This window comes from Photobacterium sp. Alg240-V54, assembly GCF_900537155.1.
Taxonomy (GTDB): Bacteria; Pseudomonadota; Gammaproteobacteria; order Enterobacterales; family Vibrionaceae; genus Photobacterium.
The window spans coordinates 463,463-478,790 of record NZ_UNRL01000002.1; the positions used below are offsets into that span (position 1 = coordinate 463,463).

The 15,328-nt window shown below is 39.5% G+C and carries 11 protein-coding genes; 5 read left to right on the plus strand and 6 right to left on the minus strand.

Features of this window, described 5'->3' with window-relative positions; translation table 11 throughout:
* Window positions 1–3: 3 nt before the first annotated feature.
* A complete protein-coding gene (locus G6R09_RS07635) occupies window positions 4–774 on the minus strand; it encodes a YciK family oxidoreductase (RefSeq protein WP_065166280.1) in 771 nt (256 codons plus the stop codon).
* Window positions 775–1,038: 264 nt separating this feature from the next.
* Here G6R09_RS07635 and sohB point away from each other — a divergent pair, with 264 nt between their 5' ends.
* Window positions 1,039–2,100, plus strand: coding sequence for a protease SohB (sohB, locus tag G6R09_RS07640; protein ID WP_065166279.1), 1,062 nt, complete (start codon window positions 1,039–1,041; stop codon window positions 2,098–2,100).
* Window positions 2,101–2,158: 58 nt separating this feature from the next.
* Here the strand turns inward: sohB and G6R09_RS07645 are convergent, their stop codons facing one another.
* Window positions 2,159–2,416 (minus strand): YciN family protein, encoded by a 258-nt coding sequence (locus tag G6R09_RS07645; protein ID WP_065166278.1) that lies wholly within the window; start codon window positions 2,414–2,416, stop codon window positions 2,159–2,161.
* A 617-nt stretch (window positions 2,417–3,033) separates the two neighbouring features.
* On the opposite strand from G6R09_RS07645, the gene topA reads away from it, so the two are divergent.
* On the plus strand, window positions 3,034–5,685 hold the full coding sequence (topA, locus tag G6R09_RS07650) for a type I DNA topoisomerase (RefSeq protein WP_060996624.1): 2,652 nt from the start codon (window positions 3,034–3,036) through the stop codon (window positions 5,683–5,685).
* Window positions 5,686–5,775: 90 nt separating this feature from the next.
* On the opposite strand, the gene G6R09_RS07655 is transcribed toward topA, so the two are convergent.
* Together G6R09_RS07655 and G6R09_RS07660 are read right to left on the minus strand one after the other, a co-directional pair.
* Entirely contained in the window at window positions 5,776–6,573 is a 798-nt protein-coding gene (locus G6R09_RS07655) for a tRNA isopentenyl-2-thiomethyl-A-37 hydroxylase MiaE (RefSeq protein ID WP_065166277.1), read from the minus strand.
* 91 nt (window positions 6,574–6,664) lie between these two features.
* Entirely contained in the window at window positions 6,665–7,426 is a 762-nt protein-coding gene (locus G6R09_RS07660) for a DNA repair protein (RefSeq protein ID WP_065166276.1), read from the minus strand.
* A gap of 502 nt (window positions 7,427–7,928) precedes the next feature.
* Between G6R09_RS07660 and cysB the strand changes: the two genes are divergently transcribed.
* Together cysB and G6R09_RS07670 are read left to right on the plus strand one after the other, a co-directional pair.
* Window positions 7,929–8,903, plus strand: a complete 975-nt coding sequence (gene cysB, locus G6R09_RS07665; RefSeq protein ID WP_065166275.1) for an HTH-type transcriptional regulator CysB — start codon at window positions 7,929–7,931, stop codon at window positions 8,901–8,903.
* Window positions 8,904–9,031: 128 nt separating this feature from the next.
* Window positions 9,032–10,228 (plus strand): methyltransferase, encoded by a 1,197-nt coding sequence (locus G6R09_RS07670; protein WP_065166274.1) that lies wholly within the window; start codon window positions 9,032–9,034, stop codon window positions 10,226–10,228.
* Between the two features lie 56 nt (window positions 10,229–10,284).
* Here G6R09_RS07670 and G6R09_RS07675 read toward each other — a convergent pair whose 3' ends face one another.
* Together G6R09_RS07675 and tyrP are read right to left on the minus strand one after the other, a co-directional pair.
* Window positions 10,285–12,243 carry a bifunctional diguanylate cyclase/phosphodiesterase gene (locus G6R09_RS07675; protein ID WP_065166273.1) on the minus strand — a complete coding sequence of 653 codons (1,959 nt, stop codon included), beginning with the start codon at window positions 12,241–12,243 and terminating at the stop codon, window positions 10,285–10,287.
* 195 nt (window positions 12,244–12,438) lie between these two features.
* Complete coding sequence (gene tyrP / locus G6R09_RS07680; protein ID WP_163921523.1) at window positions 12,439–13,653, minus strand: tyrosine transporter TyrP; 1,215 nt, start codon at window positions 13,651–13,653, stop codon at window positions 12,439–12,441.
* A 430-nt stretch (window positions 13,654–14,083) separates the two neighbouring features.
* On the opposite strand from tyrP, the gene G6R09_RS07685 reads away from it, so the two are divergent.
* Window positions 14,084–15,301 (plus strand): CinA family nicotinamide mononucleotide deamidase-related protein, encoded by a 1,218-nt coding sequence (locus tag G6R09_RS07685; protein WP_163921526.1) that lies wholly within the window; start codon window positions 14,084–14,086, stop codon window positions 15,299–15,301.
* Window positions 15,302–15,328: the final 27 nt, after the last annotated feature.

Here is a 15,328-nt window from a genome sequence, read left to right on the forward strand (position 1 = left end):
GAACTATTCTTCTTCGCTACTGATACCTGGTTTTCTTTGTGGCTGAGCATCAATACATTGCCCTGAAACATGACGACTTTCAGGTCCCATCAGATACAAATACAGTGGCATAATATCAAGTGGTGTTTTAAGTAACCGTGCGTCTTCTGCTGGAAACGCTTGCGCGCGCATGCCTGTACGTGTACCACCAGGGTTAATGGCATTGACGTTAACAGTCGTCTCGCTGAGCTCATCGGCTAACACTTGCATCATGCCTTCAGTCGCGAATTTAGAAATAGCATACGTTCCCCAAAAAGCACGGCCGCTGTGACCAACCGTTGATGAGGTAAAGATGATACGACCATCAGGTGATTGTTTGATTAGCGGTAAAATAGCTTGAGTCAGCAATAGTTGCGCTTTAACGTTAACTTGCATTACATCATCAAAAACAGACTCTTCGATGTGATCAATAGGGCTTAATGCACCTAACAGGCCTGCATTGTGTAATACACCATCTAAGCGACCAAATTGCTGCTCAATAGTATCTGCCATATCAAGATAATGCTGTTTGGTCGCGCCCAGTAAATCTAACGGTATAATTGCTGCTTGGTTACCGCCATTGGTTTCTATTTCATCATAAACAGCTTCCAGTTTAGCGATAGTTCTTCCCAATAAAATGACGGTGGCGCCATGTGCAGCATATTGGAGTGCCGCTTCTCGACCTATACCATCACCAGCACCTGTTACTAAGATCACTCGATCTTTTAAATTGTTCGCAGCAATTTGATAATTCACCGTAGCTTCCTTTTAAATAATGTCTTTTTGTTGTTATTTGAGTGTTTTTTCGTCGAAGAACGCATCAAGTCTTGAGCTTGGCTGTAATATCGATTACTACTAAAACATATCAGAATTTATACTCTGAGAGAACGTACATTTATTTGAAAATCGTGACGGTGAGCTTGATTTATTTTCGTAATAAATTGAAGTCATAGCGACGATAGTAATAACATAGTTACAATAAGTTATGGCGCTTTGTGTTGCCAAATAGAGGGTTAAATATTGGAATTTTTGTTTGAGTATGGTTTGTTTTTCGCCAAAATTGCAACAGTCGTTATTGCGATTGTGGGTGTGTTGGTGTTGGCAAAAGCGTTAAATGGTCGTCATGGTTCACAAAAAGGTGAACTTGAGGTGATTGACTTAACTGAGCAATATAAAGATACCGTTGAGCAGTTAGAATCACACTTATTTGATAAAGCGTTACTAAAAGCACGTGATAAGGCAGATAAAAAATCAGATAAAGAACATGATAAAGCGCGTCAAAATGAAATAAAACAAGCAGTAAAAAATGGCAATTTAACTACAACGCGTGAGCCACGTTTATTTGTGATTGATTTTCATGGCAGTATTGATGCGCGTGAAGTGTCATCATTACGCCAAGAGATTAGTGCCATTTTAGCCATCGCTATTGAAGGTGATGAAGTGCTATTACGCTTAGAAACTGGCGGCGGTATGGTGCACGCTTATGGTTTAGCATCATCACAACTTGATCGCTTAAAAGCGGCGGGTATTACACTAACGATTGCGGTTGATAAAGTTGCAGCAAGTGGTGGCTATATGATGGCGTGTGTAGCTGATAAAATCGTCTCTGCTCCGTTTGCTATTGTAGGCTCAATTGGTGTGATTGCACAGTTACCAAACTTCAGTAAAGTATTGAAGAAAAACGATATTGAGTTTGAACAAATCACAGCAGGTGAGTTTAAACGTACCTTAACAATGTTTGGTGAAAACTCTGACAAAGCCCGTGAAAAATTCAAAGAAGAAATTGAAGAAACTCACGGATTATTTAAACAATTTATTGCTGTTCATCGTCCAGATCTGGACCTTAATAAGGTCGCAACCGGTGAGCATTGGTTTGGCCAACAAGCACTTGAATTGGGCTTAGTAGATCAGATTAGCACCAGTGATGATTTGATCACTGAAGCATGTAAGGCACGTGAAGTACTACAAGTTAAATATGTACGTCGCAAGAAATTGATTGAAAAATTATCAGGCGCGTCAAGTGAAGCTGCTGATACATTACTCATGAAGTGGGTTGCACGTGGTCAGCGTCCTTTTATGTAATTATCGCTAACTGATATAATTAAAGAAAAACCCGCAATTATTGCGGGTTTTTTGTCATTTAAACGAGTAGTGTATTGAGGGTAAATTCTGGCGATAATTTATGCGCCAGGAATTTGAACATATTAAAGACGGCTGTCGTTTTCGCGGTTGGTAAGCCGTCATCATCTAGGAAATATTCACCTTTAAAGATCAATACGCCGTCTTTTTCTGTCACAGATGTTGCGCGCATGCCTTCAACATAATCTTTGTGATCTTGAATGATTTGGTTGGCGATCATTAATAGCTCATTGATCGAAATTTCAACTTTATTAGCCATGATTAATACTCATCAATTGTAAAATAATAACAGTCTAAGTAAGTTGGTGTCAGAAAACAAATAACAGAATTGTCAGTTGGTTAATATCTATTCAGATTTCAACATTAATTAACTTAAAAAACGGCGATACTGTGATTAGATGCAAGAAAATTTAGTAAAACGGATCAAATACCTCTATATAGATAGTAATGATAACGCATTTTTATGTTATTACAGTAGCGAGAAATCATCAAAGTGATTGTCCTATAAGGTAAATTATGATTTTATCACCTTGATAATCAGTACGTTGTAAATGGATTAAACGACGCTTAGAACTTATTTACAAGTTAATAACAATTGCGGAAGCTGCAACCAAATAGACGAAATAAATTAAAAAGCAGTTGACCTTCTTGTTTTCTAGCCCAATATGTAAAGAGTATTTTACGTAAATGAAGTGCAATAATTAATTGCAAAATAAGTATCATTATCAAATTGGAACTCATCATATTAATTCACTGCTCTTAAGTTTTTCGATTAGTGACTTAATGAGATTGGTCGAATGTTGTGGCGCTAATGATTAGCTAAGCAGTTATTTATATTTTTAGTATTAGCGAGCACGAGGACGTAATAGGGTCATTATGGGTAAATCTCTCGTTATCGTGGAGTCCCCAGCCAAGGCGAAAACAATCAATAAGTACTTGGGTAAGGATTTCATTGTAAAATCAAGCGTTGGTCACGTACGTGATTTACCAACGGGCGCCCGCAGTGGCGGTAAAAAAGCAGCAGCAACATCGACTAAAGGGTTGAGTGTTGAAGAAAAAGCGGCGATCAAAAAGAAGAAAGATCGTAAAGCGCTAATCAGCAAGATGGGTGTTGATCCTTATGATGATTGGAATGCGCATTACGAAATACTTCCTGGCAAAGAAAAAGTCGTTAGTGAACTTCAAAAATTAGCAGAAGATGCTGATTTTGTTTATCTCGCAACGGATTTGGACCGCGAAGGAGAAGCCATTGCGTGGCACCTTCGTGAGATCATCGGCGGCGATGAATCACGCTACAAGCGGGTTGTGTTTAACGAAATCACCAAAAATGCTATTCAACAAGCATTTGAACAGCCAGGTGAATTGAATATTGATGGTGTGAATGCACAACAAGCGCGTCGATTCCTCGATCGTGTTGTTGGCTTCATGGTATCGCCACTATTGTGGAAAAAAGTCGCACGTGGACTATCTGCGGGTCGAGTTCAGTCAGTAGCAGTAAAGCTGATTGTTGAGCGTGAGCATGAAATCAATGCGTTTGATCCTGAAGAATTTTGGGATATTCACGCAGATACACTAACGGTAGGCAAAAATGCGCTACGGTTAATGGTTGCGCAACAGGCGGGTAAATCATTCCGTCCTGAAAATAAAGTCGATACGATGGCAGCGCATGCGCTACTTGAAAAAGCGGCTTATGAAGTGATTGAGCGTGAAGATCGCCCAACCAGCAGTAAGCCATCTGCGCCTTATATCACCTCGACATTACAGCAAGCGGCAAGTACACGTCTAGGTTACGGTGTTAAGCGCACCATGGGCCTTGCACAGCGCTTATATGAAGCGGGTTATATTACTTACATGCGTACTGACTCAACCAACCTTTCAAAAGAAGCGGTTGAAGCGGCACGTGAGCTGATTGGCAATGAGTATGGTAATGAGTATTTACCTGAAAATGCCAATGTGTATGGCAGTAAGAAAAATGCCCAAGAAGCGCACGAAGCGATTCGTCCTTCAAACGTAGAAGTAAAAGCTGAAAATTTAGAAGGCATGGATCAAGATGCAGTTAAGTTGTATGACTTAATTTGGCGTCAATTTGTGTCTTGTCAAATGATGCCTGCAAAATATGATTCAAGTACGATCAACGTTAAAGCTGGTGATTTCTTGCTGAAAGCGAAAGGCCGTACATTACGTTTTGCCGGTTGGACATTAGTACAACGCCCATCAGGTAAAAATGAAGATACAACATTACCTGAAGTTAACGTAGGTGACGTACTGAAGTTAGAGCAGCTTGAGCCTAAACAACACTTTACTAAGCCGCCAGCACGCTTTACAGAAGCTGCATTGGTTAAAGAACTTGAAAAGCGTGGCATTGGTCGTCCGTCAACGTATGCGTCGATTATTTCAACCATTCAAGATCGTGGTTATGTACGTGTTGATCAGCGTCGTTTTTATGCTGAAAAAATGGGTGAGATTGTTTCTGACCGTCTAGATAACAGTTTCCCTGACCTGATGGATTTTGATTTTACTGCCCGTATGGAAGGTAATCTTGATAAAATCGCTGAAGGTGAGAAAAACTGGAAGAAAGTACTGGATGAGTTCTTCTCTGATTTTACTGCTGAGCTTAAAAAGGCTGAGTTAGATGAGTCAGAAGGCGGTATGCAACCTAACAATATCGTACTGACTGACATTCAATGTCCAACATGTTCTCGTCCGATGGGTATTCGTACTGCATCTACAGGCGTATTCCTAGGCTGTTCAGGTTATGCCTTACCGCCAAAAGAGCGCTGTAAAACGACGATTAACTTAGGCAGTGAAGAAGGCATTGTTAATGTACTTGAGGAAGACGTTGAAACGGCAGCATTACGCGCCAAGAAACGTTGTCCTATTTGTAGTACGGCAATGGATGCTTACTTAATTGACCAAGATCGTAAACTTCACGTTTGCGGTAATAACCCAAGTTGTGATGGTTATATTGTCGAGAAAGGTGAGTTCAAGCTTAAAGGCTATGAAGGTCCACTGATTGAATGCGACAAGTGTGGTTCTGATATGGAACTCAAAAACGGTCGTTTTGGTAAGTACATGGGCTGTACTAACGAAGAGTGTAAGAACACTCGTAAGATCCTCAAGAATGGCGAAGTTGCGCCACCAAAAGAAGATCCAGTACATTTACCAGAAATTCCATGTACACAAGATACCAATGCGTACTTTGTATTACGTGATGGTGCATCTGGTTTGTTCATGGCAGCGAGCACGTTCCCTAAATCACGTGAAACACGTGCACCGTTAGTGGAAGAGCTTGTACGCTTTAAAGAACGTTTATCACCTAAGTTCTTATACTTAACCGATGCGCCAGTTGCTGACCCTGATGGGCTACCAACCGTTATTCGTTTTTCTCGTAAAACCAAAGAGAATTACGTGCGCTCAGAAGTAGACGGCAAGCCAACAGGCTGGACGGGTCTATTTGTGGACGGCAAGTGGGAAATTACCGACAAGCGTAAGAAACCGAAAAAAGAAAAATCGACTGAAGAAGAGTAATAGCCTCTTTTGTTAGATTTTAAAAAACCGCCTAATTGGGCGGTTTTTTGTTTTCATTAGTTGCTGTTTTGGCATGAGTTAATGTTGTTTTTACGCATTACAAACAACTATAGCAGGAACGCCACTGTGAAAGCGGAAAGTATCATCGGGCGCTAGAATTAATTCTGCTTCTTTCGCACCAATAATACGAATACGATCAGCAATATTTTTACCCGCAATCTTTTCTGCAAGTGTTAGATAATCTTGATAATGGCGCGCTTCTGAACGTAACAGAGAAATATAAAACTTGCGTAATTCTGGATCTAAATAAGGCGCAAGTTTAGCGAATCGCTCACAAGAACGTGCTTCAATATAGGCACCAACAATGAGCTTATCAATTAAAGTTGCAGGCTCATGGGTGCGAACCGCTTTCATTAAGCCTTTAGCATAACGTCCAGCATGAAGATTATGGTAAGCAATTTCACGCTTATCCATTATCTCAAGTACCTGCTCAAAATGATGGAATTCTTCTTTAATTAAGCGCACCATTTTATCTATCAGCTCTGGTCCATGAGCAAAATCACTGCGTGGTGTTAATGGTGCCAATAAACCATTTTTCTTGCTGTGAAAATCCGTGGTTGAACGTGTATTTCCGCCATAAACAAAATCTTCATAAGGTTTTGCCCACGCCATCAATGCAGCACCACTGGATTTATCAACGGCGTACTTACGCACCATAAACATTGCGGTCTGACTGGCTTTCAACTCACAATTACAGTGATCGACTAATAATGCGGTAAGATTTTCTGGTTTACGTGCCTCTTCAATCCAGCTATCAGGGGTTTGACATTGAAGAAACTGATTAATCGGTTGAAGTAGCGTATTAATCATTTGCTGAGTATTATCCATAGGATGTTCTTTTTATTGTTATCGAAGGCATAAAAAAAGGCCGCAATTGCGACCTTTGTCGTTGGCTTATTTTAAGCCAAAGTAAATCAGATCACCATTTTCGCTTTGGTTGGAATAACACATCTAATTCATCGTTATCTTTATCAAGTAATTGTTGGCGTTCTTGTTCGCTACTTACACTCATATTATTATCGATTTCATTGAGCATATATTGTAGTTTTTGTTGAGCTTTAGTGGCGTAACTATCACTACGAGATGATAAAACATCAATGCCTTTTTTGAGCAGTTGTTTAGCGGTACCAAATTGGCGTTTTAAACGTGCATCATTTGCTCGTTTAACCACATTTTCAATATTGATGCGCAGTTGCATGTTATCTAGACGGGTATTTTCTTGCACATAAGCTTGGGTTGCGATACGACCTTTACCATGTTCTCCTTTTAAAACGGTTTTTAAGCGTTTAACTAGTTGTAACATGCCAATTGCTTGTCGATCAGAGTTTGGTACTTGAAACGGCACCACAGTAGTTTGATCAAAATGGGTTTCTAAATAAGTTAATTGTTCACTAACATGCTGAATACGTTGTTTTAATGTTCTATCTTTAGTATCGATTTCAGCAATGCTTTCTAGTGCATAAAGAATACGTTTGTTCAGACAGACTAATAATTCTTTACTGTAAGGCAAGTGGCTAGCATTACTTATGAGTTCTTCAGTTGCGTCAATAATAGCAACTTGCTTGGCCAATTCTTGTTGTTTCGCACTTTCTAGTCGTTGACGATATTGGATGATTACGCTGTAACCAATAATTAAAATGAGCAGAAGACTGATTAAACCAATAACAAGAGGGATACTCATAAAATTTTACTATCTTTTATGGTTAATATATAACTAAGGAAGATACACTATCTCGTTGTTTAGTGGTAGTTTGTTAGTAAAAAATGCTAACTTAATAATGCTATAGAGAAAGATGTGGCTTTTTAAATCAAATGCTTTGTTTTTATTCTGATATTACTTCAATATATAGAATTACCGCGCGCATGTGATGCTATTTTAAGAGAATCAAAACTCTAGGATAACAGTGTAGATTACAGACATTCTGACTTTTCCCTTTTATTTGTATTCTATTTAATATGATTAAGTTTCTAATGTTTGTGTGTAATTAGTACATGGCCTTATGTCTATATGGTGGTTGAATGGTATTTTTTATGACTAAAAGTAAATAAAAACTATGAAACGGGGCTAATTCAATATATAAAATATTTATTACATGGTTGCACGATCATGCTTTGACATAAAAATCAGTGGATGAGTTTATGGAATAGTGTGAAAGGTAACGGATTATTGATTGGGCGAGACCATGAAATTACAACAATTACGCTATATCGTTGAGGTCGTAAATCATAACCTTAATGTGTCATCGACGGCAGAGAGTTTATATACCTCTCAACCTGGTATTAGTAAACAAGTACGGTTATTGGAAGATGAACTCGGCATTCAAATTTTTGAACGTAGTGGTAAACATTTAACCAAAGTCACCTCTGCAGGTGAAGAGATAGTACGTATATCGCGAGATATATTATCGCGCGTTGAAAGCATTAAAGCGGTTGCTGGTGAGCATACTCATCCTGAGATGGGCACGCTGAATATTGCGACGACTCATACACAAGTGCGTTATGCGTTACCACATGTTATTCAAGGTTTTACACATCGATTTCCTAAAGTATCACTGCACATGCATCAAGGAACGCCAGCACAAATTGCAGATGCTGTTGGTAAAGGGAATTCTGATTTTGCAATAGCAACTGAGGCATTGCACCTATACCAAGATATGATTATGTTGCCTTGTTATTATTGGAATCGTTCCATTGTGGTACGCAAAGATCACCCACTTGCGGCAAAAGAAACGATCACTATTCATGATTTAGCTGCATATTCATTAGTTACTTATGTATTTGGTTTTACTGGTCGTTCTGAACTGGATAGTGCCTTTAATCGTTCTGGTTTAACGCCCAGGATTGTTTTTACAGCGACAGATGCCGATGTGATTAAAACCTATGTGCGTTTAGGAATAGGTGTTGGCGTTATCGCAAGTATGGCAATTGATGCTGATGCTGATCATGATTTAGTTGCAATTGATGCAAGCCATATTTTTGCCTCAAGTACGACAATGATAGGCTTTAAGAAAGGCACGTTTTTACGCTCTTATATGTATGATTTTATGGAGCGTTTTGCACCGCACCTTACGCGTAATGTGGTTGATCAAGCGATTGGATTAAAAAACGCTGCAGAAATAAACGAGATGTTTGCATCAATGGATTTACCGGTTAGATAGCCGCTAATAGTATTGAAAAGACAATATAAACCGCTAGTGATAGCGGTTTTTTTATTATTTGGATAATGCCTCATACGTGAGCTTGGTATACACTAGCCTCCAATTTTTTGGTGAGTAAATGGTTGTTTATGTCTAACTACGTTGAGCTTTTTCATCGTCTTGATGCATTGTTGGTGAGAAACTGTCAATTTTGGCAGTTTATGCCTTTTGCTGAGCGTGGATTTGTTTGGCAGCAAAATCCACAATTTTGTCAATGGCTAATGCGTATAGATGATAGCCAATTACAATTATTAAGTCAGGATATCAAGGCATTAACAGCAGCATTACAGCCATGGATTGACGATGCTGAACAGTTAACCCAAATCGCAGCGGAAACATCACCGTTAACACGGACAGAGCGATCGGTACCACAAGGTTTGGATAGTGGTGTTCCGGGGAGAAAATGGCAACAAATTACCGCGTTCAATGAAGTACTACCGCGCTTAGGATTACCATGGTTAGAGTGGTGTGCTGGCAAAGGCTATCTTGGACGCGTACTGGCTGTATCCCACCAGCAACCGGTTACAAGTCTGGAGTGGCAACAGCAGTTATGTGTTGATGGTGAGCAAGCTGCGAAACAATTACAATTAGACATTAATTTTGTTCATGCTGATGCGTTTAGTCTCGAGAGTGATAAAGCCATTATGGCTCACCAGCATGCTGTCGCGTTACATGCCTGTGGAGATTTACACGTTTCATTGTTGCAGCGGGTCGTCGCGAAAAAAGGGGCAGCAGTGAGTATTTCACCTTGCTGTTACCATTTAATTCGTCAATCGTATTATCAACCCATGTCAGCAGCAGCAAAAACCAGTGCATTAGTGTTATCGAAACATGATTTACGATTGCCGTTACAAGAAACGGTTACGGCGGGGAATCGAGTAAGACAGCTACGATTTGTCGAAGTGAGTTTTCGGTTAGGGTTTGATTTATTACAAAGAGAGCTCAACCAAAACGATACTTATCTGGCAGTGCCGAATGTACAAAAAGCCTTACTTACTCAAGGTTTTGAAGCGTTCTGCCACTGGGCTGCGACAAAAAAAGGCATTGATTTACCTTCAAATCTTGATTTTGAATACTGGCAACGTCAAGGTGAGCAGCGATTTGCTATCACCGAAAGAATGGAGCTAGTTCGACAATTATTTCGTCGGCCATTGGAAATGTGGCTGGTACTTGATCGGGCTTGTTTTCTAGAGGAGCAAGGTTATAACGTTGTGATTGGCTCTTTTTGTGATAAGCCTATCACTCCACGTAATTTATTGATTCATGCTGAACGTGGCGATTTGTAGCTTAAGAATGAACGCTTCCCTATCATTATAGATAGGGAAAGGGCTCGATGGTTAAGTTAAGCTAATATATCAACTAATTTGGGATGAAAATATTTCAGTTCAAGTTCCTCAACAGGCATGGGTTTACTAAAGAAATATCCCTGACAATAATCAAAACCACATTGATTGATATAATCAAGTTGTGCACGTGTTTCAACGCCTTCAGCTACAATTTTCAAGTTCAATTTCTCGCAAATAGCTTTAGTTGCTTCAATAATGACTTTGCTGCTGGTGTGTTCACCTTGCACAAAACTTTGATCAAGTTTAACCGTACTGATTGGTAAATCATGTAACTGTGATAGTGATGAATAACCGGTACCAAAATCGTCTAAATATAACTCAATACCCATTGCTGCAAGCGCATCTAAACACGGTTTAGTTTCACAGTAATCTTGGAGCATGGCTGATTCTGTAATTTCTAATGCCAGTTGTGATGGGTTTATATTGTATTGCAGGATCATCTCCTCAATGGTTTGCGCTAAAGTAGGCTGCAATTGGGCGCGTGATAAATTGATACTGATAATAAACGGTTGCTGATAATGTTGAGTCCAATAAGCTAACTGTTGGCAAGCACTGTGTAAAATCCATAATCCGAGCGGCACAATCTGTCCCGTTTCTTCTGCTAACGGAATAAATTCAGCCGGTGAAACTTGACCTAATGATTCATCGTACCAACGGATCAGTGCTTCAAAACCTTTTAGTTGTTGTGTATTTAAGTCAATAATCGGTTGGTAGTATAGCTCAAAATCATTATTTTCAAGTGCTTGAGATAAATGATGACGCAGAGTCATTTTACGATATAACGCATCCGCCATTTCTTGTAAAAAAGGATAATAACAATTGCGGCCTCGTTGTTTTGCGCGGTGCATTGCCATATCTGCTTGGGTGACGAGGGTATCAAAGTTATTGGCATCATTTGGATAGTTTGCTGTGCCGATACTGCAACTAATTGAGAGTTCGCCAATATCCTTAATATGAAATGGTCGATTTAATGTTTCTATTATTTGATTAGCAAAATGAGCGAGAGTCGTGTAGTTGCGCTTTTCGATTTGAATAATAAACTCATCACCACCAAAGCGTGCCACCAGTCCTCTGTCTTTAACAATATTTAACAGTCGTATTGCAACAGCACGCAGTAATTTATCACCCGCGGCATGGCCATAGGAGTCGTTAACAAGTTTAAACCCGTCAAGGTCAAGAAACAGTAGGCTATAGTGTGATAAATGATGATGGCTAGCTTTTAGTGCAGCAGAGACACCGCGACGATTCATTAGTCCTGTGAGATAATCATGCTCAGCATTGTATTTTTCTTGATTAAGTTTTTGTTTATCTTTGGTGACATTAACCAGTTGTAGTAATAACTGTGAATTATCGCTTAGCCATTTAGCTTCAATATCAAACCAATGATGGCGCTGCCCAGTCCAACATAAGCGACTGCACTTGAAATGATTATTTTTTTTTGCATCCTCAAGCCATTTTTGGGCAATATCAGTATCACCAATGAACTCCGAAAGATCGTTTAACTTATCACTATAACGACTAGCAAAAGCATCGTTAGCGCTAATAAAGCAACCTTTGTCATTAAAAAGAAGTGCTAAATTTGAACAATCAGAAAATGCAAGATCGCGACGAAGCGATGACTCATCTGCAATCACCTCAACTAACATTGCGATACGGCCATCATCAAGTGGGATCCCTGAAAATAAACACAGCATATTTTTAGTGATTTTTTTGGGATTGAAACACCACCACGTTTTAATGGTTTTGTTTGATTTAAAGGCGTGTTGGTATTCTAGTAGCGTTGCCCCTGCCGCGGCTGACATATCTTGACCTAAATCACGCTCTAAGAGCTCATCAATTGATGTAGCTTCCCATAAAGGGAGTGATTTATCATTAGCCCATAGGATTTTTTTATTATCAACATCAAAAACCCAAATTGGATTTTGAAGATAATGTAGAGGTGAGAAAGGATCCATCTCCAGCTTCTTACTTTTTATTAAGGTGTTAATTTTAAAGAGAATAGCTCAAATAATACGGGTTAAACATATATTAATGATAACGACGTGATATTAGTTCACATTCTTATATATATGGTGGTTATTCAACCGTGTTATTGGATGAAAATGCGGCTATTTGTAACCGCATTTTTATATGGCAATACTATTAATCTGTTAACCGACAGCAGGTATTACTCCAATCATTTGTAATAGCTGTGCTGCGATAATAATAATACCGATGATAGTAACAATACCTAAAGCTGGCGAGCCGCCTTTTACCACATAACCGGAGTGATTATTAGCAGTCTGTTGTGCTTTACGTTGTGCTCTAACCATCGCGACAGGTAAAAATATCGCTAAAATAACTAATGAAATAGCAGCGTAACCGAGTGCCATAATAAACCCTTGAGGGTAAAACACAGCAAAAGCGAGCGGCGGTAAAAATGTAATTAAAGCTGTTTGTCCACGACCTGCTAGATGATTACCACGATTGAGGGTATCGGCCAGAAAATCAAATAGTCCCAAGCTTACACCAAGGAATGAAGTCGCTAATGCGAGATCTGCAAAAATAGACACCGACTGACCGACCATAGGATTATGCAGTAATTGGCTTAAACTACCAATGAATGCACCTAAGGTAGTATTAGCCATTAATTGTGGTTGCCCCATAATACCTTGGCTAGCTAATTGCCATAAAATGTACACTACTAATGGCAGTGCAGAACCAAAGGTCATGATTTTTTTCAGCGCGTTAATATCAATTCCGATGTAACGAACAATGGAAGGAATACTGCCATGAAAACCAAAAGATGTGAAAATAACCGGTAAGGCAGACAGAATTAATCCTTTTTCAATCGGCATTTCAACCAGATGTTGTCCTTGCACATGCGGCAGTAATAAGCCAAGCATAACCGCAAGTGCCACTACTTTTGCTGTAAAGAGAATACGATTAACCATATCTACACTGTGTGTGCCGATTGATACCACACTAGCGATAGCAATCGTAAAGATCACCGCACCTATTTGAGGTGCAATTGTTGTTCCTGTCCAAGTAGAGATCTTTTCACTTAATTGACTACCGCCGCCTGCAATGTAAGCGGCACATAATGCGTAAAATAAGAAGAACATTGCTAATGTAGCAATCGTCTGACCCTTACGACCTAACAATTGGTGTGCCAAGGTGTTTAAGGTTGAGGAGGGATCTGCGTGTTGATGAACTTCTAGCATTAATAGGGCGGTATAAGTCATTAATGCCCAAATAGCGATCATGATAATTGTTGCAGTTGTAAAACCTAATCCTGCGGATGCAAGAGGAAGGGCTAGCATACCCGCACCGATAGTGGTGCCAGCAATGATCAGCATACTGCCGAATGTTTTATTTAAAGACATGATTATGTCACTCCCTGAGGATAAAAAATGTAACGTGGGAGGGGGTATAAATACACCTGTGGTCGCTCCCTATATATAAAAGCAGGCCACAGCGGCATAATCGAGATGAAGTGTTTTAAAATGTTTACACCTAGATTGAGCCACTGTGGCTATCGATAGGCAGTATTAGGATGAATATTTCGCACTTTAAATCTCTCTTGACTAGATAAAATAACAAATTAACAAGATTTCAGCGTTGCTGTTAGCGGCTACATTAACCATAGAGCGTATAACTGTCAACTTATCTTTATTGTGTAAACTTTTAATTACAGTTAATTGTTGTTGAATGATAAACAATCGATAATAAAGTCAATGCATAATATTCTATCTATGATTTGAGGTTAGGCATAAACTGTATCTAATAATCAAGTTTTTATAGGGAATAACAACCATGCTTAATATAGTGATGATCAGTACTGGTGAAGAAGTACTGTATGGCGATATTACAGATACAAATGCTGCATGGTTATCAGCATTGTTTTTCGAGCAAGGTTTTGCCATGACACGCCGAGTGACGGTGGGAGATGATTATGAAGCGTTGGCAAAAGAAATTGAGATATGTAGTTTAAGTGCTGATATTGTGATCGTAAATGGTGGTTTAGGACCAACATCGGACGATTTGACAGCAGCATCCGCAGCGATGGCAGCCAATGTTGGACTTGAACAGTCCGACGCTTGGGTTGCTGAAATGAAAGCGAAATATCAGCAACTCGGGCGAGTAATGCCTGATGCTAACCTTAAACAGGCAATGTTACCTGAAGGTGCTGAATTAATTGATAATCCTGTCGGTACTGCTTGTGGTTTTATGATGCAATTAAATCGAGCATGGCTGTTTTTTACGCCAGGCGTACCGAGTGAGTTTAAAGTCATGGTAAAGGATCAGATCTTGCCGCGGCTACAAACCATGTTTACGGTGGTGGACAGCAAGGTTTGCCATCGTCTTCATACTTATGGACTGTCTGAATCTAGCATTAGTGATCGTTTTCAAGCACTGATATTGCCTGATGGGTACAGCTTAGGCTATCGCTCATCATTGCCTTTTATTGAAATAAAATTATTTGCACCTCAAGATGGCACCCAAGTAACGGCACTATTATCACAAATGAAAGCTTTACTTGGCGATAATATCGTTGGTGAAGGGTGTCCACTACTTGATACGATTGCAAATTTATTACCTCAGCAGGCGTCGTTAGCATTATCAGAACAAAGCTCAGGTGGATTTGCGATTAATTGGCTCCAAGATGTACCAGCATTGAGCACAAAACTTGCGGTTAGTGAGGTCATGGCCGATAACATAGATGATCATGCTGATACTGAAGAATTATCAACATTAATTGCATTACGAGCTCAACGATTACATTTACATGCACCTGCTACTTATACGCTAACAACCGGGCCGTCATCTACTGAAGGTGGGTTTATGCTAGGTCTTACAACACCTGATGGTTGTTGGTGTCAGCAGTTGGTATTTACGCGTCAATATAACAATTATAATCGACGTTGGATTATAGCAACGGTTCTGTTTGATATGTTACGTCGCCATTTACAAAGCAAAGATGTCTTTGGCTGTTATGAATCATTAGATCGCATTGCTACTGAGACGCTATAACAAAAGACGCTAACAATCATAATATCA